The sequence below is a fragment of the Mesorhizobium sp. WSM4313 genome (genome assembly GCF_002294725.1).
Lineage (GTDB): Bacteria > Pseudomonadota > Alphaproteobacteria > Rhizobiales > Rhizobiaceae > Mesorhizobium.
The window spans coordinates 1-17,646 of the sequence record NZ_NSFT01000010.1 but is presented as its reverse complement, the minus strand read 5'-3'; the positions used below and the strand labels follow the sequence as shown (position 1 = coordinate 17,646).

19 protein-coding genes are annotated in these 17,646 nt (G+C 64.8%); 11 read left to right on the top strand and 8 right to left on the bottom strand.

Translation table 11 applies throughout. The annotated features are described in order from the left end of the window. Nucleotides 1–13 precede the first annotated feature (13 nt). The 4 genes from CK219_RS21280 to CK219_RS21265 all read right to left on the bottom strand — a co-directional run bounded on the left by CK219_RS21280 (nucleotide 14) and on the right by CK219_RS21265 (nucleotide 2,405). A complete protein-coding gene (locus CK219_RS21280; RefSeq protein WP_095768715.1) occupies nucleotides 14–199 on the bottom strand; it encodes a hypothetical protein in 186 nt (61 codons plus the stop codon). Nucleotides 200–283: 84 nt separating this feature from the next. Continuing rightward, nucleotides 284–1,141 (bottom strand): S49 family peptidase, encoded by an 858-nt coding sequence (locus CK219_RS21275; protein ID WP_095768714.1) that lies wholly within the window; start codon nucleotides 1,139–1,141, stop codon nucleotides 284–286. 242 nt (nucleotides 1,142–1,383) lie between these two features. Further along, nucleotides 1,384–2,181, bottom strand: coding sequence for a methyltransferase (locus tag CK219_RS21270; RefSeq protein WP_095768713.1), 798 nt, complete (start codon nucleotides 2,179–2,181; stop codon nucleotides 1,384–1,386). After that, the gene (locus CK219_RS21265; protein ID WP_027164594.1) at nucleotides 2,181–2,405 is read right to left on the bottom strand and encodes a DUF2007 domain-containing protein; all 225 of its coding nucleotides are present in this window, start codon (nucleotides 2,403–2,405) and stop codon (nucleotides 2,181–2,183) included. Before CK219_RS21265 ends, CK219_RS21270 begins: the two co-directional genes overlap by 1 nt. 154 nt (nucleotides 2,406–2,559) lie before the next feature. Here CK219_RS21265 and CK219_RS21260 point away from each other — a divergent pair, with 154 nt between their 5' ends. From CK219_RS21260 to CK219_RS21240, 5 genes are all read left to right on the top strand, one after another. Beyond that, nucleotides 2,560–3,573: a polyprenyl synthetase family protein gene (locus CK219_RS21260; protein ID WP_095768712.1), complete on the top strand. Its 1,014-nt coding sequence runs from the start codon at nucleotides 2,560–2,562 to the stop codon at nucleotides 3,571–3,573. 100 nt (nucleotides 3,574–3,673) lie between these two features. Next, nucleotides 3,674–4,339, top strand: a complete 666-nt coding sequence (locus CK219_RS21255; protein WP_095768711.1) for a GntR family transcriptional regulator — start codon at nucleotides 3,674–3,676, stop codon at nucleotides 4,337–4,339. Nucleotides 4,340–4,532: 193 nt separating this feature from the next. After that, the gene (locus CK219_RS21250; RefSeq protein ID WP_095768710.1) at nucleotides 4,533–5,141 is read left to right on the top strand and encodes a biotin transporter BioY; all 609 of its coding nucleotides are present in this window, start codon (nucleotides 4,533–4,535) and stop codon (nucleotides 5,139–5,141) included. Continuing rightward, on the top strand, nucleotides 5,138–5,554 hold the full coding sequence (locus CK219_RS21245) for a DUF1284 domain-containing protein (RefSeq protein WP_095768709.1): 417 nt from the start codon (nucleotides 5,138–5,140) through the stop codon (nucleotides 5,552–5,554). The genes CK219_RS21250 and CK219_RS21245 overlap by 4 nt, the downstream gene beginning before the upstream one ends. 203 nt (nucleotides 5,555–5,757) lie before the next feature. Further along, entirely contained in the window at nucleotides 5,758–7,533 is a 1,776-nt protein-coding gene (locus tag CK219_RS21240; protein ID WP_095768708.1) for a tetratricopeptide repeat protein, read from the top strand. A gap of 395 nt (nucleotides 7,534–7,928) precedes the next feature. Here the strand turns inward: CK219_RS21240 and CK219_RS21235 are convergent, their stop codons facing one another. Next, nucleotides 7,929–8,390, bottom strand: coding sequence for a GNAT family N-acetyltransferase (locus tag CK219_RS21235; protein WP_095768707.1), 462 nt, complete (start codon nucleotides 8,388–8,390; stop codon nucleotides 7,929–7,931). A gap of 191 nt (nucleotides 8,391–8,581) precedes the next feature. Here CK219_RS21235 and CK219_RS21230 point away from each other — a divergent pair, with 191 nt between their 5' ends. After that, on the top strand, nucleotides 8,582–9,505 hold the full coding sequence (locus tag CK219_RS21230; RefSeq protein WP_176477116.1) for a glycine--tRNA ligase subunit alpha: 924 nt from the start codon (nucleotides 8,582–8,584) through the stop codon (nucleotides 9,503–9,505). On the opposite strand, the gene CK219_RS21225 is transcribed toward CK219_RS21230, so the two are convergent. Next, entirely contained in the window at nucleotides 9,502–9,684 is a 183-nt protein-coding gene (locus CK219_RS21225; RefSeq protein WP_095768705.1) for a hypothetical protein, read from the bottom strand. The two genes, CK219_RS21230 and CK219_RS21225, sit on opposite strands and share 4 nt — an antisense overlap. Before the next feature lie 252 nt (nucleotides 9,685–9,936). On the opposite strand from CK219_RS21225, the gene glyS reads away from it, so the two are divergent. Both glyS and CK219_RS31780 read left to right on the top strand, forming a co-directional pair. Next, the gene (gene glyS, locus CK219_RS21220; RefSeq protein ID WP_095768704.1) at nucleotides 9,937–12,264 is read left to right on the top strand and encodes a glycine--tRNA ligase subunit beta; all 2,328 of its coding nucleotides are present in this window, start codon (nucleotides 9,937–9,939) and stop codon (nucleotides 12,262–12,264) included. Nucleotides 12,265–12,530: 266 nt separating this feature from the next. Next, nucleotides 12,531–12,881 carry an ATPase gene (locus CK219_RS31780; protein ID WP_176477110.1) on the top strand — a complete coding sequence of 117 codons (351 nt, stop codon included), beginning with the start codon at nucleotides 12,531–12,533 and terminating at the stop codon, nucleotides 12,879–12,881. 97 nt (nucleotides 12,882–12,978) lie between these two features. Here the strand turns inward: CK219_RS31780 and CK219_RS21210 are convergent, their stop codons facing one another. Together CK219_RS21210 and CK219_RS21205 are read right to left on the bottom strand one after the other, a co-directional pair. Next, entirely contained in the window at nucleotides 12,979–13,368 is a 390-nt protein-coding gene (locus tag CK219_RS21210; RefSeq protein WP_095768703.1) for a hypothetical protein, read from the bottom strand. 102 nt (nucleotides 13,369–13,470) lie between these two features. Then, a complete protein-coding gene (locus tag CK219_RS21205) occupies nucleotides 13,471–13,971 on the bottom strand; it encodes a hypothetical protein (RefSeq protein WP_176477109.1) in 501 nt (166 codons plus the stop codon). A 174-nt stretch (nucleotides 13,972–14,145) separates the two neighbouring features. Here CK219_RS21205 and CK219_RS21200 point away from each other — a divergent pair, with 174 nt between their 5' ends. The 3 genes from CK219_RS21200 (at nucleotide 14,146) to CK219_RS21190 (ending at nucleotide 17,374) form a co-directional block, all read left to right on the top strand. Continuing rightward, nucleotides 14,146–15,108, top strand: coding sequence for an L-threonylcarbamoyladenylate synthase (locus CK219_RS21200; RefSeq protein ID WP_176477108.1), 963 nt, complete (start codon nucleotides 14,146–14,148; stop codon nucleotides 15,106–15,108). Nucleotides 15,109–15,187: 79 nt separating this feature from the next. After that, nucleotides 15,188–16,621, top strand: coding sequence for an FAD-binding oxidoreductase (locus tag CK219_RS21195; RefSeq protein ID WP_095768701.1), 1,434 nt, complete (start codon nucleotides 15,188–15,190; stop codon nucleotides 16,619–16,621). Nucleotides 16,622–16,807: 186 nt separating this feature from the next. After that, on the top strand, nucleotides 16,808–17,374 hold the full coding sequence (locus CK219_RS21190; protein ID WP_071074058.1) for a DUF6101 family protein: 567 nt from the start codon (nucleotides 16,808–16,810) through the stop codon (nucleotides 17,372–17,374). Nucleotides 17,375–17,646 lie beyond the last annotated feature (272 nt).

The window sequence follows — 17,646 nt, the reverse complement described above, 5'->3', positions numbered from 1 at the left end:
TGGCGAGATGGGATCAGTCCTTGGCGAGACGATATTCGCCGGTCTTGGGGTCCTTGACCAGCGTGCCCGTCGTGCCGTTCGCCGCCTGTCTTTCTGTACGCCGGATCTTGGCCGTCACGCGTTCGGCCTCACGCACGAAAGCGCGGTAGCCAAAGTAAGCGGCGGCGCCGACAACGGCGAAGAAAATGATCTGCGGCATCTCTAAAACTCCTCCCGCGTCCTCGCGGCAAGGCCGGCCGAATGGGTCGGTCAAGCGGCCATGCTAGCCGCATTCATGGCTTTTTCAAAGCCCGAAGCGCGCCCACAGCGCGCGCTCTTCCGCCGCATCGAGGACGCCGCTGGCGGCGGCCGCCGCGATATCCGGCGCCGAAACGCGCGAGCCGAACAGGCCGAAACGGCCGAACAGACCGCGCGGCGCGGTGATCAGCTTGAGCTGCGTCTTCTCGCCGAAACGGGTCTTGAGCACGCTACGCATATCGCCCAGCGCATCGACAAGGCCGAGCTCGAGACCGCGCTTGGCGGTCCAGAACAGGCCGGTGAACAGGTCCGGGTCGTCCTTGAGCTTGCTGCCGCGCCGTTCCTTGACGAGGTCGATGAAGGTCTCGTGCACTTCGAGCTGCAGCGCCTTCAGCCGTTCGACGTCCTCCTCCTTCTCGGGCTTGAACGGATCGAGCACGGCCTTGTTCTGGCCGGCGGTGTGGACGCGCCGCTCGACGCCGATCTTCTTCATCAGCTCCGGGAAGCCGAAAGAGGCCGAGACCACGCCGATCGAGCCGACGATCGAGGACGGGTCGGCGAAGATCTCGTCGCCGGCAACCGCGATCATGTAGCCGCCCGAGGCCGCCACGTCCTCGACGAAGACCAGCACCTTCTTGTTCTTTTCCGCCGCCAGGTCGCGGATGCGCTTGAAGATCAATCGCGACTGCACCGCCGAGCCGCCCGGCGAATTGATCGAGATGGCGACCGCCGGCGCGTCGAAGCCGAACGCCTTTTCGATCAGGCCGGCCGTCGAGGCGAGCGACAGGCTCGGCCGGAACTGGCCTCCGCCGGCCATGATGGGGCCTTGCAGCCGGATGACCGGAATGGTGACGACTGTCGAGCGCCAGGATTTCGGCAGCAGGCGGTTGAAAAGGCGTTTCACGAACGATTGTCTCCGGACAAAAGGCAAAGGAGCAAGATGAGATCAGGTCGGTTGGTCTGTTTCACGGTCGCGGCATCATCCTGCTTGGGCATGTAAGGAACTCGCCGGCCAACGGCAATGCCGCATCGCCGGCCAGTGCATGTCGCGCAAAAGTGTGCAGCGGTTTTGCGAAAAAGACATGCATAAAACAAAAACTTGAAGCGCGTCGCTAGAATCCATTTCAACGCGACGCGCTTCAAGGATCAATCGCCGAACAGCGATGCCAGGCCGTTATTGATCATTTCCGTCCGCTCCGCCGGCCCGTTGCCGGACGGCCCGTGCAAGATGAGCGGCGGGCGGATCGACAATTTTCCGCGCGCGCCGAGCACCGCCCTGACGACGATGCGGATCGCCGCCGCATCCGGCCGCGGATGCACGCACAGCAACTCGGCATCGCCGAAGCGTCCCTCGATCGCGTCCAGGATGGCAACCAACTGCTCGGGCCGCGCGATAACGGCCAGCCCGCCGCGCGGCCTGGCGACGGCGGCGGCGCTCCTGATCCAGCGCTCGAACAGGCCGTCCTCGGCCACATGCGCCTCTCTGCGCAACGCGTCGGGCGTCGAGCGATCCTCGGCCGCGTTGAACGGCGGGTTCATGATGACGAAGTCGAAGGAGTTGCCGGCAAGCCCGGCCTCGGTCCGCGCCCGGCCGGTCAGCGTCACGTCGGCGGTCAGCACCGAGGCGCGGTCGCCGAGATGGCCATTGCCGGGATGCGAAAGCGTGGCAGTGGCGAACCCGGCCATTTCGGCGGAGCGCTCGACGAGCACGGCCTGCGCCGCCGGACAGCGCGACAACACGGCAAGGGCGGCGGCGCCGGCGCCCGCGCCGAAATCGGCGAGCCGGCCGGAAAAGCCGGACGGCACGGCGGCCGCCAGCATCATGGCGTCCATGCCGGCGCGATGACCGCCGCGGCTCGGCTGCACCAGCCAGAAGCGCCCGCGATGGAAGGCATCGATCGTGTGCGCCGGCGTATCCGGGACGGGGGCGGTGCTGGCTCCCATTATTTTTTGCGGATCTCGTTCTCGATGCCGGCATCCTTGAGGATGCGCCGTGCGGCATCGACCTTTTCGGCGTCGACCATCACGCGCCGCGGCAGGATGCCGAGCGAACCGTCGAGCACGCTCATATTCTGGTCGGCGACGAAACAGGCGATGCCGGCATCGCGCATCAGCGATTCGACAAAGGAGATGACGACGGCGTCGTTGGTGCGGACAAGCTCGATCATGAAACGAAAATCGCAGGTTGTGGCGTTCGTGTAAACGTGCGCGTGGACACTCCGTCGGCGGAGCCGCGCTAATTCGCCTCTTGCCGTGTCCGGTTGCGCCGCCCTAGAGTCGGCGAGGGACCAAGGGTGCGTCAGATTGACGGGAGTTGTCGTGGTGGGTGTCGTTCTCAACATCGAAGGCAAGCGGGAACCCGCTTCCATCAAGGATTTGATCGATCTGACAGCCGCCGATATGGGGCGGGTCAACGAGCTGATCCTGTCCAAGGCCGGCTCCGACGTCGAGATGATCCCGGAGATCGCCAATCATCTGATCTCCTCCGGCGGCAAGCGGCTCAGGCCCATGCTCACGCTCGCCGCCGCGCAGATGTTCGGCTATTCCGGTGAAGGCCATATCAAGCTCGCCACGGCGGTCGAGTTCATGCACACGGCGACGCTGCTGCATGACGACGTGGTCGACGAGAGCGCGCTGCGCCGCGGCAAGAAGACGGCTCGCATGATCTGGGGCAACCAGGCGAGCGTGCTCGTCGGCGATTTCCTGCTCGGCCAGGCCTTTCGCATGATGGTCGAGGTCGGCTCGCTGGAAGCGCTGGACATCCTGTCGGCCGCAGCCTCCATCATCGCCGAGGGCGAGGTCATGCAGCTTGCCGCCGCCAAGAACCTCGAGACCACCGAGGACGAGCATTTCGCCGTCATCAAGGCTAAGACGGCGGCGCTGTTCTCGGCCGCCGCCGAAGTCGGGCCGGTCATCGCCCAGGCCTCGCGCACCGATCGCGCCGCGCTTCGCTCGTACGGCATGAATCTCGGCCTTGCCTTCCAGCTCATCGACGACGCGCTGGACTATGGCGGCTCGAGCAAGGATCTCGGCAAGAATGTCGGCGACGATTTCCGCGAGGGCAAGGTGACGCTGCCGGTGATCCTCGCCTACCGGCGCGGCACCAAGGCCGAGCGCACCTTCTGGAAGCGCGCCATCGAGGACAACGTCGCCGACGATGCCGGGCTTGAAAAGGCTATCGGCCTGATGGCCCGCCACGGCGCCATCGCCGATACGATCGGCCGCGCCCGCCATTTCGGCGAGATCGCCCGCGACGCGCTGGCGCCGCTGGAGGCGACGCCGCAGAAGTCGGCTTTGATCGACGTGATCGATTTCTGCATCAGCCGCGTCAACTGAGCCCGCGGATTCGGCTCATTTGCGTCCGCCGGGCAGGGCGCCTGTGAATCCCGCGCCGGCCGTCTCGACAAGGAGCGGTCCGGCAAATTATCTATAAAACATGGCCAGCAAAGAAGACACGATCGCCGTCCGCATCAGCAAGGAACTGGCGGATCGCATCATTTCGGGTGCGATCGAGCCTGGATCGCGGCTGCGCCAGGACCATGTCGCCGAGGAATTCAACACCAGTCATGTCCCGGTGCGCGAGGCTTTCCGGCGCCTGGAGGCTCAAGGGTTGGCGATCGGCGAGCCGCGCCGCGGCGTGCGCGTCGCCTCTTTCGATCTCGGCGAGGTCAGGGAGGTGGCGGAGATGCGGGCGGCGCTCGAAGTGCTGGCGCTGCGCCATGCCGTGCCGCATTTGACGGCGTCGATCCTCGATCAAGCCGAGGAGGCGACCAAGGCCGGCGACAAATCCCGCGACGTGCGCTCCTGGGAAGAGGCCAATCGCACCTTCCATCGGCTGATCCTGGCGCCCTGCAACATGCCGCGCCTGCTCTCCACCATCGACGACCTGCATGCCGCGAGCGCGCGCTTCCTGTTCGCGGCCTGGCGCTCGGAATGGGAAATCCGCACCGACCAGGATCACCGGGCGATCCTGAGCGCCCTGAGACAAGGCAATACCGAATCGGCCGCCGCGACACTCGGGCGGCACGTGCAATGGATCGGCCAGAAGCCGGTCAAGACCGCTTCCGGCAAGACCCGCGACGCCTTCGCCATCGTGGGGTAGCGGACGCCGTCGCATCGCGGTCGGCGTCGACATCACGCTTCGGCACAATCCGTTACGACCCAGATCGCCTGTATCCGCCATCTGTTCGCAAGCCGTGTCGCAGCCGGACTTGCCATCTCCGCGAAAATATGGATTCGATAATAGATGAAGTCGAAAAATTATCTATAATTCCACGCCAACCAAGGAAGACACCGTGACCAACGCAGCCGTTTCGACGTACAAGCCCTCCTTCAGCCCGTTGCGGCTGCACAGCCGTTCGCTCGCCTGGCAGATCGGCGCCGTGATCCTCGGTTCGCTGTTCCTGGCGCTGTCGTCCTATATCGAGGTGCCGATGGTGCCGGTTCCGGTCACCATGCAGACCTTCGCCGTCACACTGGTCGGCGCGCTTTATGGCTGGCGCTTCGGTGCGCTGACCATCGCCGCCTGGCTCGTCGAGGGCGCGGCAGGGTTTCCGGTGCTGGCGGGCGGAGCGGCCGGAATACAACATTTCGTTGGCCCGACCGGTGGCTATCTCTTCGCTTTCCCGGTCGTCGGCGCTGTCGTCGGCTGGCTGGCCGAACGCGGCTGGAACGGGAACCGCGTCATGCTTGCCTTCGCTGCCATGCTCATCGGCAACCTGCTCTGCCTGGTTCTGGGCACCGCCTGGCTTGCCGTCATGATCGGCGCTGAAAAGGCCATCACCTTCGGCTTCGTGCCCTTCATCGTCGGCGGCCTGCTCAAGTCGGCGCTGGGCGCGGCGACGCTGAAGCTCTTTTCCACCTATCGTGCGGAGCAAGGCGACCGCTCGTCCGGGACGCGATGACCGTCAAGCTGCGCGCCCATCATCTGCTCTGCCTGCTGACCTATGTCGGCAAGGGCTACTCGCCGGCCTTCACCGCCAATTACGACAAGGTGGTGAAGCGGCTGGGCGAGGGCGAGGCGGTGGTGATCGTTGCCGGTCCGGACGATGTCTGCGCCCCGCTGCTCGGCGAGCCGGAGCCGCATTGCCTGCGTGAGAGCGCCGCCGAGCGGGACCGGATAGCGGCGCGCGATGTCGGCGCTCTCCTCGGGCGGCCGATCCAGGCCGGAGACCGGTTGGTGCTGGACGCCCACAAACTGGCGGGGATGCGCAAGGCTTTTTCCGCCGGCCTGACGCGCCAGGCGTGCTCCGGCTGCGAATGGTCCGGCCTGTGCGATACGGTTGCCGCCAGCGGATTCAGCGATACCTATCTGTAGGCAATCCGATGCCGCATATGGGCGTCCCGGGCCTCCGCGCGGGATTTTCGCTGGCGCGGCATCGTTTTTTAAGCCGGATGATTGCATTGTGATTCGCCCGGCAATTGAAGCCTGACCCCAAAAAGGCCATGCTTTGACCGGAAAAGAGCGAGTCTGTGGGCGGTCCGCCAAGGGCGGGATCGCATCTGGCTGAAAGGGATACGATGCGGCAAGGACGTGCGCGCTGGCTGACGAGGCTGGCATTTTTGACCGGTGTGGCGCTTTGGGTGCTGCCGGTCCAGGCCAAGGAAGAGGCCCGACCGCTCCAGATCACGTCTTTCTCGGGCGCCTATCTCGCGGCTCATATCGCCGAAAGCGACAACGATCTCGACGATGCGATCGCCTATTACAAGCAGGCGCTGGCCTTTGCGCCGAACGACAAGGAATTGCAGCAGAGCCTGATGCTGGCTCTGGTCGCGCAAGGCCGCTTCGAGGAATCGCTGGTCTATGCCGACAAGCTGAAGGAAGTGCCGGACGTCGAGCGCTTCTCGCGCCTGGCTCTGGCCATCGATTCCTTCCACAAGAAGGACTACGCCAAGGCGCAGTACTGGCTGAAGCTCTCGCTGGAATCCGATCTCGACCGGCTGCTCTCGGGCGTCATGGACGGCTGGGCCAAGGAAGGTGCCGGCAACGCGTCCGAGGCCATGGACTCCATCGACAAGCTCAAGGGCCCGGACTGGTTCGGCCTGTTCAAATCGTTCCACCGCGCGCTGATCGCCGACGCCGCCGGCCTGAACGACAAGGCCGAGGAACTTTACGCCTCCACCATGGCCGATACCGCGGCCGGCGGCTCCGCGCCCGAAACCTGGATGCGCAACGCCCAGGCCTATGCCTCGTTCCTGGTCCGCAAGGGCGACGAGTCGAAGGCGCTGGCGGTGTTGAACCAGGCCGAGGCCTTCGCGCCGGGCAAGCTCGAAATCACCACGCTGCGCGACCGCATCAGCAAGGGCGACAAGATCGAGCCGCTCGTCACCGGTCCGGCCGACGGCGCATCCGAAATCCTGCTTGACCTTGCCACCGCGCTCAACCGCGGCGGCGGCGAGCCTTTCGTGCGGCTCTATCTGCAATATGCCCTGGCGCTGAAGCCGGACAGCGACGCAGCCCTTGTGCAGCTTGCCGCCGTGGCCGAGCAGTTGAAGGACGGCGAAGGCGCCGTCTCGCTCTACCGCCGCATTCCGGCGTCCTCGCCGCTGAAGGAGCTCTCCGACCTGCAGATCGGCCTCAACCTTGCCGATCTCGACAAGCATGACGAGGCGATTTCGCATCTCAAGGCCTATCTCGACCGGCATCCGGACGACATGCGCGCCTATCTGGCGCTTGGCGGCGTCTATGGCTCGAAGGAAGATTTCCGCTCGGCCGCCAGTCTCTACGACAAGGCTGTCGAGCAGCTGAAGACGCCGACCGCCGCCAACTGGAACATCTTCTACCAGCGCGGCATCGCCTATGAGCGGCTGAAGGAATGGCCGAAGGCGGAACCCAATTTCCGCAAGGCGCTGGAGCTGCAGCCCGACCAGCCGCAGGTCATGAACTATCTCGGCTATTCCTGGGTCGACATGAACATGAACCTCAAGGAAGGCCTGGCGATGATCCAGAAGGCCGTGGATCTGCGGCCGAACGACGGCTACATCGTCGATTCGCTGGGCTGGGCCTATTTCCGCATGGGCCGCTTCGACGACGCCGTGCGCGAGATGGAGCGCGCCGTCTCGCTGAAGCCCGAGGATCCGGTCCTCAACGATCATCTCGGCGATGCCTACTGGCGCGTCGGCCGCAAGCTCGAGGCCACCTATCAGTGGACGCAGGCACGCGACCTGAAGCCCGAGCCGGATGTGCTCGCCACTTTGCAGCAGAAGCTGCTCAAGGGCCTGCCGCCGATCGAATCCAACACCGCGCAGGAAACCCCCAAAGTGAAGCCGGAGCCGACGCCCGCGCCGAAAGGCTGAGCGCTTTTCGTCAACATTGAAGAATGCGGGGCTCATCGAGCCCCGTTTTCGTTTCGGCTCGGCGTCTGCCGAGCTCGGGCCTTGGCAGGTGGAGATTGGCCGAAACGGCCACCCCGTCGTCATCCACGGGCGGAGCAAGGAGCGAAGCGACGCGCGCAGACCCGAGGATCCATTCCGTGACTTCCGAGCGCTGTCGCGGTGCAGAATTCTGCTCCGCTGCACTCCGCGGCTCAGGTCACGGAATGGATTCCAGGGTCTCCGCGACGCCGCTTCGCAGCTGCTCCGCCCTGGAATGACGAGGTTGGAAGGCTTCAACCAATCTCAGCGGTTGTCGTGGAAATGACCGGTGACAATCTTGCGCCGACAAACAGCTGCCTTTCCCTGTGTCGAGGAAACTAGAACATTTTTCTATAGACGACGAACCCCGACTTCTCGCCGATCTTGTCGTAGAGCTGCATCGCGGTGTGGTTCGTCTCATGCGTCAGCCAGTAGACGCGGTTCGCGCCCGCTTGCCTGGCGCGTTCATACACACCTTCGATCAGCGCCCGGCCGACGCCCTGGCCGCGCGCGGCCTGTGTGGTGAAGAGGTCCTGCAGATAGCAGCTCGGCGCGATCGATGTGGTCGAGCGATGATAGAGATAGTGGACGAGGCCGAGAAGCTTGCCCTCCTGCTCGGCCACCAGCGCATGCACCGGCTCATAGGCATCGAAGAAACGCGACCATGTCATCTGCGTGATCTCGCCGGCAAGCGCCGTCGGCCCGGAGCGTCCGTAAAACGCGTTGTAGCCGTCCCACAGTGGCAGCCACTGCTCGTAATCCTGCCTTGTGACGGGTCGGACGGTGAGTTGACCGGACATAGCGAAACCTCTGTCGTTGAGCTGGAACGGAGCAAACGGCGACCGCCGCTCGACGGCAATGGGCCAACCGCGGCAAAGCTTTCCGCCTTGCCGGGCGCGAGCCACCGCCTTGACGCTCGGCGGCCCGGCAACTAGGGAAGCGTCATCCCGCGCTTTCCGAGGCCGCCGTGACCATCGAGATTCCCGCCCATATGCATCCCAGCCGCTCCTTCCAGGGGCTGATCCTGACCTTGCACAATTACTGGGCGGACTATGGTTGCGTCATCCTGCAGCCCTACGACATGGAGGTCGGCGCCGGCACCTTCCATCCGGCCACCACCTTGCGCGCGCTGGGCCCGCTGCGCTGGAACGCGGCCTATGTGCAGCCCTCGCGCCGCCCGAAGGATGGCCGCTACGGCGAGAACCCGAACCGCCTGCAGCACTATTACCAATACCAGGTGATCCTGAAGCCCAATCCGCCGAACCTGCAGGAGCTCTATCTCGGCTCGCTGAAAGCAATCGGCGTCGATCCGCTGCTGCACGACATTCGCTTCGTCGAGGACGACTGGGAAAGCCCGACGCTGGGCGCCTGGGGGCTCGGCTGGGAGTGCTGGTGCGACGGCATGGAAGTCTCGCAGTTCACCTACTTCCAGCAGGTCTGCGGCATCGAATGCGCGCCGGTGGCCGGCGAGCTGACCTACGGGCTGGAGCGGCTCGCCATGTATGTGCAGGGCGTCGACAATGTCTACGATCTGAATTTCAACGGCCGCGAGGGCGCCGAGAAGGTCACTTACGGCGACGTCTTCCTGCAGGCAGAGCAGGAATATTCGCGCCACAATTTCGAATTCGCCAATACCGCGATGCTGCTGAGGCACTTCGAGGACGCCGAGGCCGAGTGCAAGGCGCTGCTCGATGCCGGCACGCCCAAGCCAAGCGACAATCTGGCGATGCACCGCATGGTCTTCCCAGCCTACGACCAGTGCATCAAGGCAAGCCATGTCTTCAACCTGCTCGACGCGCGCGGCGTGATCTCCGTCACCGAGCGCCAGAGCTATATCCTGCGCGTGCGCAATCTGGCCAAGGCTTGCGGCGAGGCGTTCCTCAAGACGCGGGCGGGCGGGCTGGCGGCGGCCTAAGCCGAGACGGCTTTCGCCGCCGCGACGGCAGCGCCGGCCGGCAATACGATCTGCGCCGATGCGCCGTCGATCGTGCGCATGGCCTGCCTGATCCCAGGCATCGTGATGGTGCCATGCGCCTGGGCGGCGAAGCAGGCGCTGAGCGCCAGGATCTGCAGGGTTCTCGATGCCGTCTTCATCGCCGTTCAGCCAATAGGTCTCTGCCTGAGCGTTTGTCGCTTCAGCGCAGCGTTCGGTTCATGGGAAGTTCTGCTCCAAGGACGGGTGGGCCGGCGCCAACCCGACAGCGGGTCGAAAAATTCCGCGAAATCGGTCGAAGAGGCGATCTGCTGGCGGGGTGACAGCGGGCGGCCGAGTTGCTATCTCCCGCCCATTCGTTTCGGCGCTTCGCGCCGACCCTCCCCATCAAGGGGAGGGTGGGGAGCTTAACTATGCCCGACCTGCTCTTGGAACTCCGCTCCGAGGAAATTCCCGCCCGCATGCAGCGCAAGGCGGCCGGCGACCTCAGGAAGATGCTGACCGACGGTCTGGTCGAGGCGGGTCTCACCTATGAGGCGGCGCGCGAATATTGGACGCCGCGGCGTCTGGCGCTCGACATCCGTGGCCTGACCGCGCGCTCGAAGGACATCCGCGAGGAGATCAAGGGTCCTTCGACCACGGCGCCCGAGCAGGCGGTGCAGGGCTTCCTTCGCAAGGCCGGGCTTTCCTCGATCGGGGAGGCGCATGTCCATTCCGACCCGAAGAAGGGCGACTTCTACGTCGCGCACATCTCCAAGCCGGGCAGGGCGGCCGAAGAGATCATCGCCGAACTGGTGCCAGGCATCATCAAAAGCTTTCCCTGGCCGAAATCGATGCGCTGGGGGCCGGCCTCGGCGAAACCCGGCTCGCTGCGCTGGGTGCGGCCGCTGCAGTCGATCGTCTGCACCTTCGGCCCGGAGACCGAGGAGCCGGTGATCGTCGATTTCGAGATCGACGGCATCCGCGCCGGCAACGTCACCTATGGCCATCGCTTCCACGCGCCGGGCGCGATCACCGTGCGCCGCTTCGACGATTATGTGGCGAAGCTCGAGGCGGCCAAGGTCGTGCTCGATGCCGACCGGCGCAAGGAGATCATCCTGGCCGACGCCCGCAACATCGCCTTCGCCAACGGCCTCGACCTGGTCGAGGACGAGGGCCTGCTGGAGGAAGTCTCCGGCCTGGTGGAATGGCCGGTCGTGCTGATGGGCGAGTTCGAGCAGGATTTCCTCACCATTCCGGGCGAGGTCATCCGCCTCACCATCCGCGCCAACCAGAAGTGTTTCGTGACGTCGCGCCCGATCTCCCCGCTGGAGGGGGAGATGTCGGGGAAGCCGACAGAGGGGACTCAGCGCGAGGCCCCCCTCTCTGCCCTGCCGGGCATCTCCCCCTCAAGGGGGGAGATTGGCCAATCGCCGCTTTCGAACCGCTTCGTGCTGGTCGCCAACATCGAGGCGAGCGACGGCGGCAAGGAGATCGCCTACGGCAACGGCAAGGTGGTGCGCGCCCGCCTGTCCGATGCGCTCTATTTCTGGCGGACCGATCAAGGCGATTTGCCCGACCTCGACCAGCTGAACGAATCGGCGGCGAAGTTCGACCTGGATTTGAAGAAGCCGCTCGACCAGCGCATGGCGCGCCTCGATCATCTCAACGTGACTTTTCACGCGAAGCTGGGCACGCAAGGCGCGCGCGTTGAGCGTATCAAGCGGTTGGCTGAGGAACTGGCGCCGACGGTCGCCTCCGGCGACATCTCCCCCTCGAGGGGGGAGATTACCGCGCTCGCAAGCCGTGCCGCCGTGCTTGCCAAGGCGGACCTGCAAACCGAAGTGGTCGGCGAGTTCCCCGAGCTGCAAGGCGCCATGGGCCGCAAATATGCGCTGCTGCAGGGCGAGCATCCGTCGGTCGCCGCGGCCGCCGAGGAGCACTACAAACCGCAAGGCCCATCCGACCGCGTGCCGACAGATCCGGTCTCGGTTGCCGTCGCGCTCGCCGACAAGCTCGACACGCTCACCGGCTTCTGGGCGATCGATGAAAAGCCCACGGGCAGCAAGGATCCGTTCGCGCTGCGACGTGCGGCTCTTGGCGTGGTCAGAATACTCGTCGAGAACCGGATTCGTCTGGCGCTGACGTCTGTTTTCGCCAAGGCCTTTGCAAACTTCAAAGGCGGCGCGGACCAGTCGTCCGACCTCCTTGCCTTCTTCCACGACCGTCTGAAAGTCTATCTGCGTGAAAGCGGTGCACGGCATGACTTGATCGATGCCGTGCTGTCAGCGGGCTCGCGCCCAATCTCCCCCACAAGGGGGGAGATTGGGCAATCGCCGAACGACGACCTCCTGCAGATCGTGCGCCGCGTCGAGGCGCTCGGCTCCTTGCTCGACACCGAGGAGGGCAAGAACCTGCTTGCCGGAACCAAGCGCGCCGCCAACATCCTGGCCGCCGAGGAGAAGAAGAAAACGGCAATCGCCGAGACCGTTGAGCCGGCGCTGTTCCGCGAGGAGGCGGAAAAGAAGCTTTTTGCCGCGGTGAATCAGGCCGAGAAGGAAGCCGGCCAAGCAATTCAAAACGAAGATTTTTCTGCTGCCATGCTGGCGCTTAGCGTGTTGCGCGAACCGGTTGATTCATTCTTTGAGCGTGTTCTCGTGAATGATGAGGACCAGGCCGTGCGCGCCAACCGTCTGGCGCTGCTCGCCCGCATCCGCGCCGCCACCGATCAGGTCGCGGATTTTTCAAAAATCGTCGGCTGACGGCTCGGAAAACCGCACATTCGAGCTTGCCCGCATCGGCTAGGATGCCGGCAGGCTTGAACAATTCGGCGCTCGAAATTTAATGCGCCGGAGCCGGCTTACAGTCATATGACGATGACCTCCGCATGGGACAAAGGTGCATGTCGTCCAGAAGCGCTGAGCGGTCCTGGGGCAACGACATGCATCAACCAAAGACCTAAGGCGCGTTGCCCGAAATCGTTTCGTGGGGCGCGCCGTAAGACATTCCCAAAACACGGAGGCATGCCATGAATTCCGTTGACGATATCGACCTGAATGAAGAGACCCCGGCCGCCGCCGCGGCGATCGAATCCGCTTCCGAAAACCTTCTCGACCACGCTGCCGCCGCGGCGGTCGAATCCGCCGATCCGTCCGAAGACGACGAGGAAGACGGCGACGAGGAAACCACTGCCTCGGCCGACGACGAGTCGGACGACCAAGATGAAGGCGACGAAGACGGCGACGACGAAGACGCCGACGAAGAAGCCAAAGCCTCGGGCGACGATGAGTCCGACGACGAGGATGAAGATGGCGACGATGATGAGGACGAAGCCGATGAGGATGAGTCCGACGATGACGACAGGGAAGAAGCGGCCTGAGCCGTCTCCTCTCGTCTGAACCATCAGGGGCGGCGCGTCGCGCGTCGCCCTTTTTCCTCGGTGCGGCTCTTGTCGGTCTTCCAGGAAGATTGACCCGTTAATCCTCCACTATGCTGACCCGCACACCGTCCGAATAGAGATCGACCTCGATCAACGGCTCGCCATTGACGATGGCGCGCCTTGTGGCGCTGCTCATGGCGCCGCCGCGTTCCAGCATGCGCTGCAGGTCGGCGCGCGAGCCGTCGCTGCGGAACCAGGCATCACCCTGGTCGTCGCTGTCGCGCTGGTGGAATTTATGCCAGTTGGCGCGGTCCTGCCGCACCATCTGCGCCGCGCTGCCGAGCGGGTAGCCGTCGCTGGCGCGGTGATCGCGGTCGGAAATCCGCGCCGTGTAAGAGCCAAGCATGTCGTCGGCCCGTGCCGTACCCGTGCCCAGTGTCGTCGTCGCCAACAGTGCGGCAACGGTCATTGCTTTCGAAACAGTCATGAAACCCCCTTTTTTTGAAATGCCGGCGCAATCGTGCCCGATCCGATCACGGGAATCGGACAAGTTAAGCGCCTAGCATGCCAAGGCCGGATCCAGTGTGATCTACATCGCCTTGCCGACGCGCGGCACCGACGGGGCGCCTTGCGGCTGCGCGCCGCCGCCCGACGCATTGGCCGTCGCGGCCGGCTGTCCGCCGGTTCCGCTGTTGCCGTTCGAAGCGGACGCTGTGCCGTTCACGGGCGTTGCCGGCGTGGTGCCGTTTGCCGGCGCGGCGGCGGTAGTGTTTGCCGGTGCTGTGGGCTTGGCCGCCGCGGGCGTTTCGAAAGCGCCGCCGACAATGCCGCCGCGAATGATCATCGGGGCCTGCTGGCGCCCGGACTTCGCGGGGATTGCCGCGACCTTTTCGTCGGTGACGGCGGGCACAGGCTCGCCAAGCGCTATCATCGACGGCGCCGAGGCCGCGGACAGCTTGGTCGGGTCGATCGCATTCAGCCTGATAACCGAAGGCGTCGAGGTCGAGGGTGCCACCACGACGATTGACGAGGCATGTGCCGCGCCGTTCATCGCCAGAAGGCTGATCCCGAACGCTCCAAGCAAACGCATCACAACAACTCCCAAGCCCGCAACCACATCGAACTCGCACCTTAGGGCCGGCACATTGAAGCCGGCTTGCGCGGAAACCTAACATTTTAGGGATTGATAAATCGCCAATGCCCGCACTTGCCCGATGCAAGCGGCCGTATTACGGGACCGGCATGTTCAGGACTGGTGACGGATTTGGCTGAGATACTGGCGGTCGGCGAGGCTCTGGAGCAAGCATTGGCGCTGCTCGAAGGTGGCGACGTGGTCGCCATCCCGACCGAGACGGTTTACGGCCTGGCCGGCGATGCCACCAATGGCGTTGCCGTGGCGCGCATCTTCGAGGCCAAGGGACGGCCGCGCTTCAACCCGCTGATCGCCCATGTCGCCGATCGCGCGATGGCGGACCGTATCGCCGGCTTCGATCCGCTCTCGGCAAAACTGGCCGAAGCCTTTTGGCCCGGCCCGCTGACGCTGGTGCTGCCGCAGCGCGGCGGCAACGGCATCCACCCGCTCGTCACTGCGGGGCTGGACACCATCGCGCTGCGCATGCCGCGCGGGGTCGGCGGCGAGCTGATTGCCCGGCTCGGCAGGCCGCTCGCCGCTCCCAGCGCCAATTCCTCCGGAAGGATCAGCGGCACGACAGCGCAAGCGGTCGCCGCCGATCTCGGCGACAGGATCAGGCTGGTCGTCGATGGCGGCGCGACGCCCGTAGGCCTGGAATCGACTATTCTCAAGGTCGAGAACGGCAAGTTGCGGCTGCTGCGGCCCGGCGGCATCGGCGCCGAGGAGATCGAGGCGGTGGCCGGCGCGAAATTGTCGCGCGGCGCTGGCGGCATCGAGGCGCCGGGCATGCTCGCCTCGCATTACGCGCCGGCCGCCGCGATGCGGCTCAACGTCGGAAAAATTGCCGAAGGCGAGGCGTTGCTTGCGTTCGGCCGCAACCGCGCCGAGGGCTGGGAACGGGCCGTTGCGCTGCGCAATCTCTCTGAAAGGGGCGACCTGCGCGAAGCGGCAAGCAACCTCTTTGCCTATATGCAGGCGCTCGACCGTGTCGGCGCCGCGACCATCGCCGTCGAGCCGATCCCGTTCGAGGGCCTGGGCGAGGCGATCAATGACCGGCTCGCCCGCGCCGCCGCGCCGCGTGATAAGCCGGCCTGAGTCTATCTCTTTGTTCTGACGCAATTCCGGACGGAAACCGCTTCGCACTTTTCCTGGAATTGCTCTAGTCTCGCCGCCCATGAACGATCAGCCCTTGGACCTCGATCCCGCCCTCATCGACCGCTTCGCGGCAATCGTCGGCGACAAATATGCATTGCGCGATCAGGCCGACATCGCGCCTTACATCACCGAGCGGCGCGGCCTTTGGCACGGCCGCACATCACTGGTGCTGAGACCCGGCAGCGTTGAGGAAGTGAGCCGCATCATGCGACTTGCGACCGAGACCGGAACGCCGATCGTGCCGCAAAGCGGCAATACAGGCCTGGTCGGCGCCCAGGTGCCGGACAAATCCGGCCGCGACATCGTGGTCTCGCTGTCGCGACTGAACCGCATCCGCGAGATCGATGTCCTGTCGAACACGGTAACGGTCGAGGCCGGCGTCATCCTGCAGACGCTGCAGGAGGCGGCCGACGCCGCCGATCGGCTGTTTCCGCTCTCGCTCGCCGCGCAAGGGTCGTGCCAGATCGGCGGCAATCTCTCCTCCAACGCCGGCGGCACCGGTGTGCTTGCCTATGGCAATGCGCGCGAGCTCTGCCTCGGCGTCGAAGTGGTGCTGCCGACCGGCGAGGTGTTCGACGATCTGCGCAAGCTGAAGAAGGACAACACCGGCTACGATCTGAAGAACCTCTTCGTCGGCGCCGAAGGGACGCTCGGCGTCATCACCGCCGCGGTGATGAAATTGTTCCCGAAGCCGAAGGGCAGGGAGGTGGCCTTTGCCGGCCTGCCATCGTCGCCGAAAGATGCGCTTTCGCTGTTCACCCTGGCGATGGATCGCGCCGGCGCATCGCTCACCGCTTTCGAGCTGATCGGCAAAAGGCCATACGATTTCACGCTCAAGCACGGGCAAGGCATCACGCGGCCGCTGGCCGACGACTGGCCGTGGTATGTGCTGATGCAGGTCTCTTCCGGCCGCTCCGAGGAAGACGGCAGGGCGCTGATCGAAGAAGTCCTGGCCGAGGCTCTCGATCAGGGCGTCGTCGGCGACGCGGTAGTATCGGCAAGCCTTGCCCAAGGCGACGCCTTCTGGAATTTCCGCGAGACGCTTCCCGAATGCCAGAAGCCCGAAGGCGCTTCGATCAAGCACGACATTTCGGTGCCGATCGCCTCGATCCCGGAGTTCATTGAAAAGGCGGCCGGCGTGGTGGAGGGAGTCTGCCCCGGCGCGCGCGTCGTCTGCTTCGGCCACATGGGCGACGGCAACCTGCACTACAACACCTCGCGTCCCGTGGATTGGCAGGACGAGGCGTTCCTCGAACTCTACCACCCTATGAACCAGGCCGTGCACGATGTCGTGCGCTCCTTCCATGGCTCGATCTCGGCCGAGCACGGCATCGGCCAATTGAAGCGCGACGAGCTGATCGCCACGGCGCCGCCGATGGCGATCGAACTGATGCGCCGCGTGAAGGCGGCCATCGATCCGGCCGGCATCATGAATCCCGGTAAGGTTATCTGATCCTTCCTCGATCCGCCGGCCGGTCGCATTCCGATAACCATCGGCTCAGATCAGCAAAATTTAACCGACTTTCTTAAGCGCGCCGGTAAGAAGCGAGCGCTAATGTTTCTTCCCATAACGAGGCCGGAAAAACCGGCCCTGAGAGAACCGGAAAAACGGCCCTCAGGACTAACAGGGAAGACATCGATGAACACTGGACTGAAGCCAGTCTGGGCCGGGCGCAACATGCGTCTCGACCCATTTCGCCTGCCGCAGATGGTGAGCTATGCCACCCGCGACGACTATGGCGATGTGACCTTCACCATCGACCAGCGCGGCGCCGTCATCCGCCGTGTGCTGGAGATGAGCGGCGTGCCGGCGATCATCGCGCTGCCCCCCAATGCGTTCCGCGGCGTCGCCGCGCGCGCCATGGAGGATCCCGACGGCAACGTGACCGTGACGCTCGAGCTCCTCCACAATGATCCGATGCTGTCTGTGCCGCTCCTGGTCGCCGACGACCTCGACGACGTCGCCGCCGACTGGCGCGCCTGGGCCGATGCCTATCGCCTGCCGATGCTGCTGATCGAGGCCGACGGCATTGCCCGCACCCTGGAAGAATCGCTCGGCGCCGCCATCAAGGCCCTGCCGCCGCAGGAGCGCCGCAAAGGCCGCGTCTCCACCACGCGCCGCCCGCGCTTCCTCGCCCGCCGCAAGGCCGGCAATCTGGGCCTGAGGCTGGTCATCGACGGCCAGGAGATTATCGCAAGGGAGTAGTGCGATTCCACCTTCTCCCCTTGTGGGAGAAGGTGTCGCCGAAGGCGACGGATGAGGGGTGCTCCAGGGAATGCCTACGCCTCACTCCGCTGGAACACCCCTCATCCGTCTCGGCGCTGCGCGCCGATCCACCTTCTCCCACAAGGGGCCTGTTGCGCAGTTAGCGAGAACAGGCTCGCAGAGGGGTTTTGACCGCGAAGTGTGTTGTGCTTGGTGGGCGATTTGGCCTTGGGGTTGAGTTTGATGGTGGCGGTGCGGCCCCTAGGCCGGTA

What these genes read in the sequence shown, in the direction of transcription:
- CK219_RS21280 (WP_095768715.1), bottom strand. Translation starts at nt 199, where the DNA reads ATGCCGCAGATCATTTTCTTCGCCGTTGTCGGCGCCGCCGCTTACTTT.
- CK219_RS21270 (WP_095768713.1), bottom strand. Translation starts at nt 2,181, where the DNA reads ATGGGAGCCAGCACCGCCCCCGTCCCGGATACGCCGGCGCACACGATC.
- CK219_RS21265 (WP_027164594.1), bottom strand. Translation starts at nt 2,405, where the DNA reads ATGATCGAGCTTGTCCGCACCAACGACGCCGTCGTCATCTCCTTTGTC.
- CK219_RS21255 (WP_095768711.1), top strand. Translation starts at nt 3,674, where the DNA reads ATGGCCAGCAAAGAAGACACGATCGCCGTCCGCATCAGCAAGGAACTG.
- CK219_RS21245 (WP_095768709.1), top strand. Translation starts at nt 5,138, where the DNA reads ATGACCGTCAAGCTGCGCGCCCATCATCTGCTCTGCCTGCTGACCTAT.
- CK219_RS21240 (WP_095768708.1), top strand. Translation starts at nt 5,758, where the DNA reads ATGCGGCAAGGACGTGCGCGCTGGCTGACGAGGCTGGCATTTTTGACC.
- CK219_RS21235 (WP_095768707.1), bottom strand. Translation starts at nt 8,390, where the DNA reads ATGTCCGGTCAACTCACCGTCCGACCCGTCACAAGGCAGGATTACGAG.
- CK219_RS21230 (WP_176477116.1), top strand. Translation starts at nt 8,582, where the DNA reads ATGCATCCCAGCCGCTCCTTCCAGGGGCTGATCCTGACCTTGCACAAT.
- CK219_RS21225 (WP_095768705.1), bottom strand. Translation starts at nt 9,684, where the DNA reads ATGAAGACGGCATCGAGAACCCTGCAGATCCTGGCGCTCAGCGCCTGC.
- glyS (WP_095768704.1), top strand. Translation starts at nt 9,937, where the DNA reads ATGCCCGACCTGCTCTTGGAACTCCGCTCCGAGGAAATTCCCGCCCGC.
- CK219_RS31780 (WP_176477110.1), top strand. Translation starts at nt 12,531, where the DNA reads ATGAATTCCGTTGACGATATCGACCTGAATGAAGAGACCCCGGCCGCC.
- CK219_RS21210 (WP_095768703.1), bottom strand. Translation starts at nt 13,368, where the DNA reads ATGACTGTTTCGAAAGCAATGACCGTTGCCGCACTGTTGGCGACGACG.
- CK219_RS21205 (WP_176477109.1), bottom strand. Translation starts at nt 13,971, where the DNA reads ATGCGTTTGCTTGGAGCGTTCGGGATCAGCCTTCTGGCGATGAACGGC.
- CK219_RS21195 (WP_095768701.1), top strand. Translation starts at nt 15,188, where the DNA reads ATGAACGATCAGCCCTTGGACCTCGATCCCGCCCTCATCGACCGCTTC.
- CK219_RS21190 (WP_071074058.1), top strand. Translation starts at nt 16,808, where the DNA reads ATGAACACTGGACTGAAGCCAGTCTGGGCCGGGCGCAACATGCGTCTC.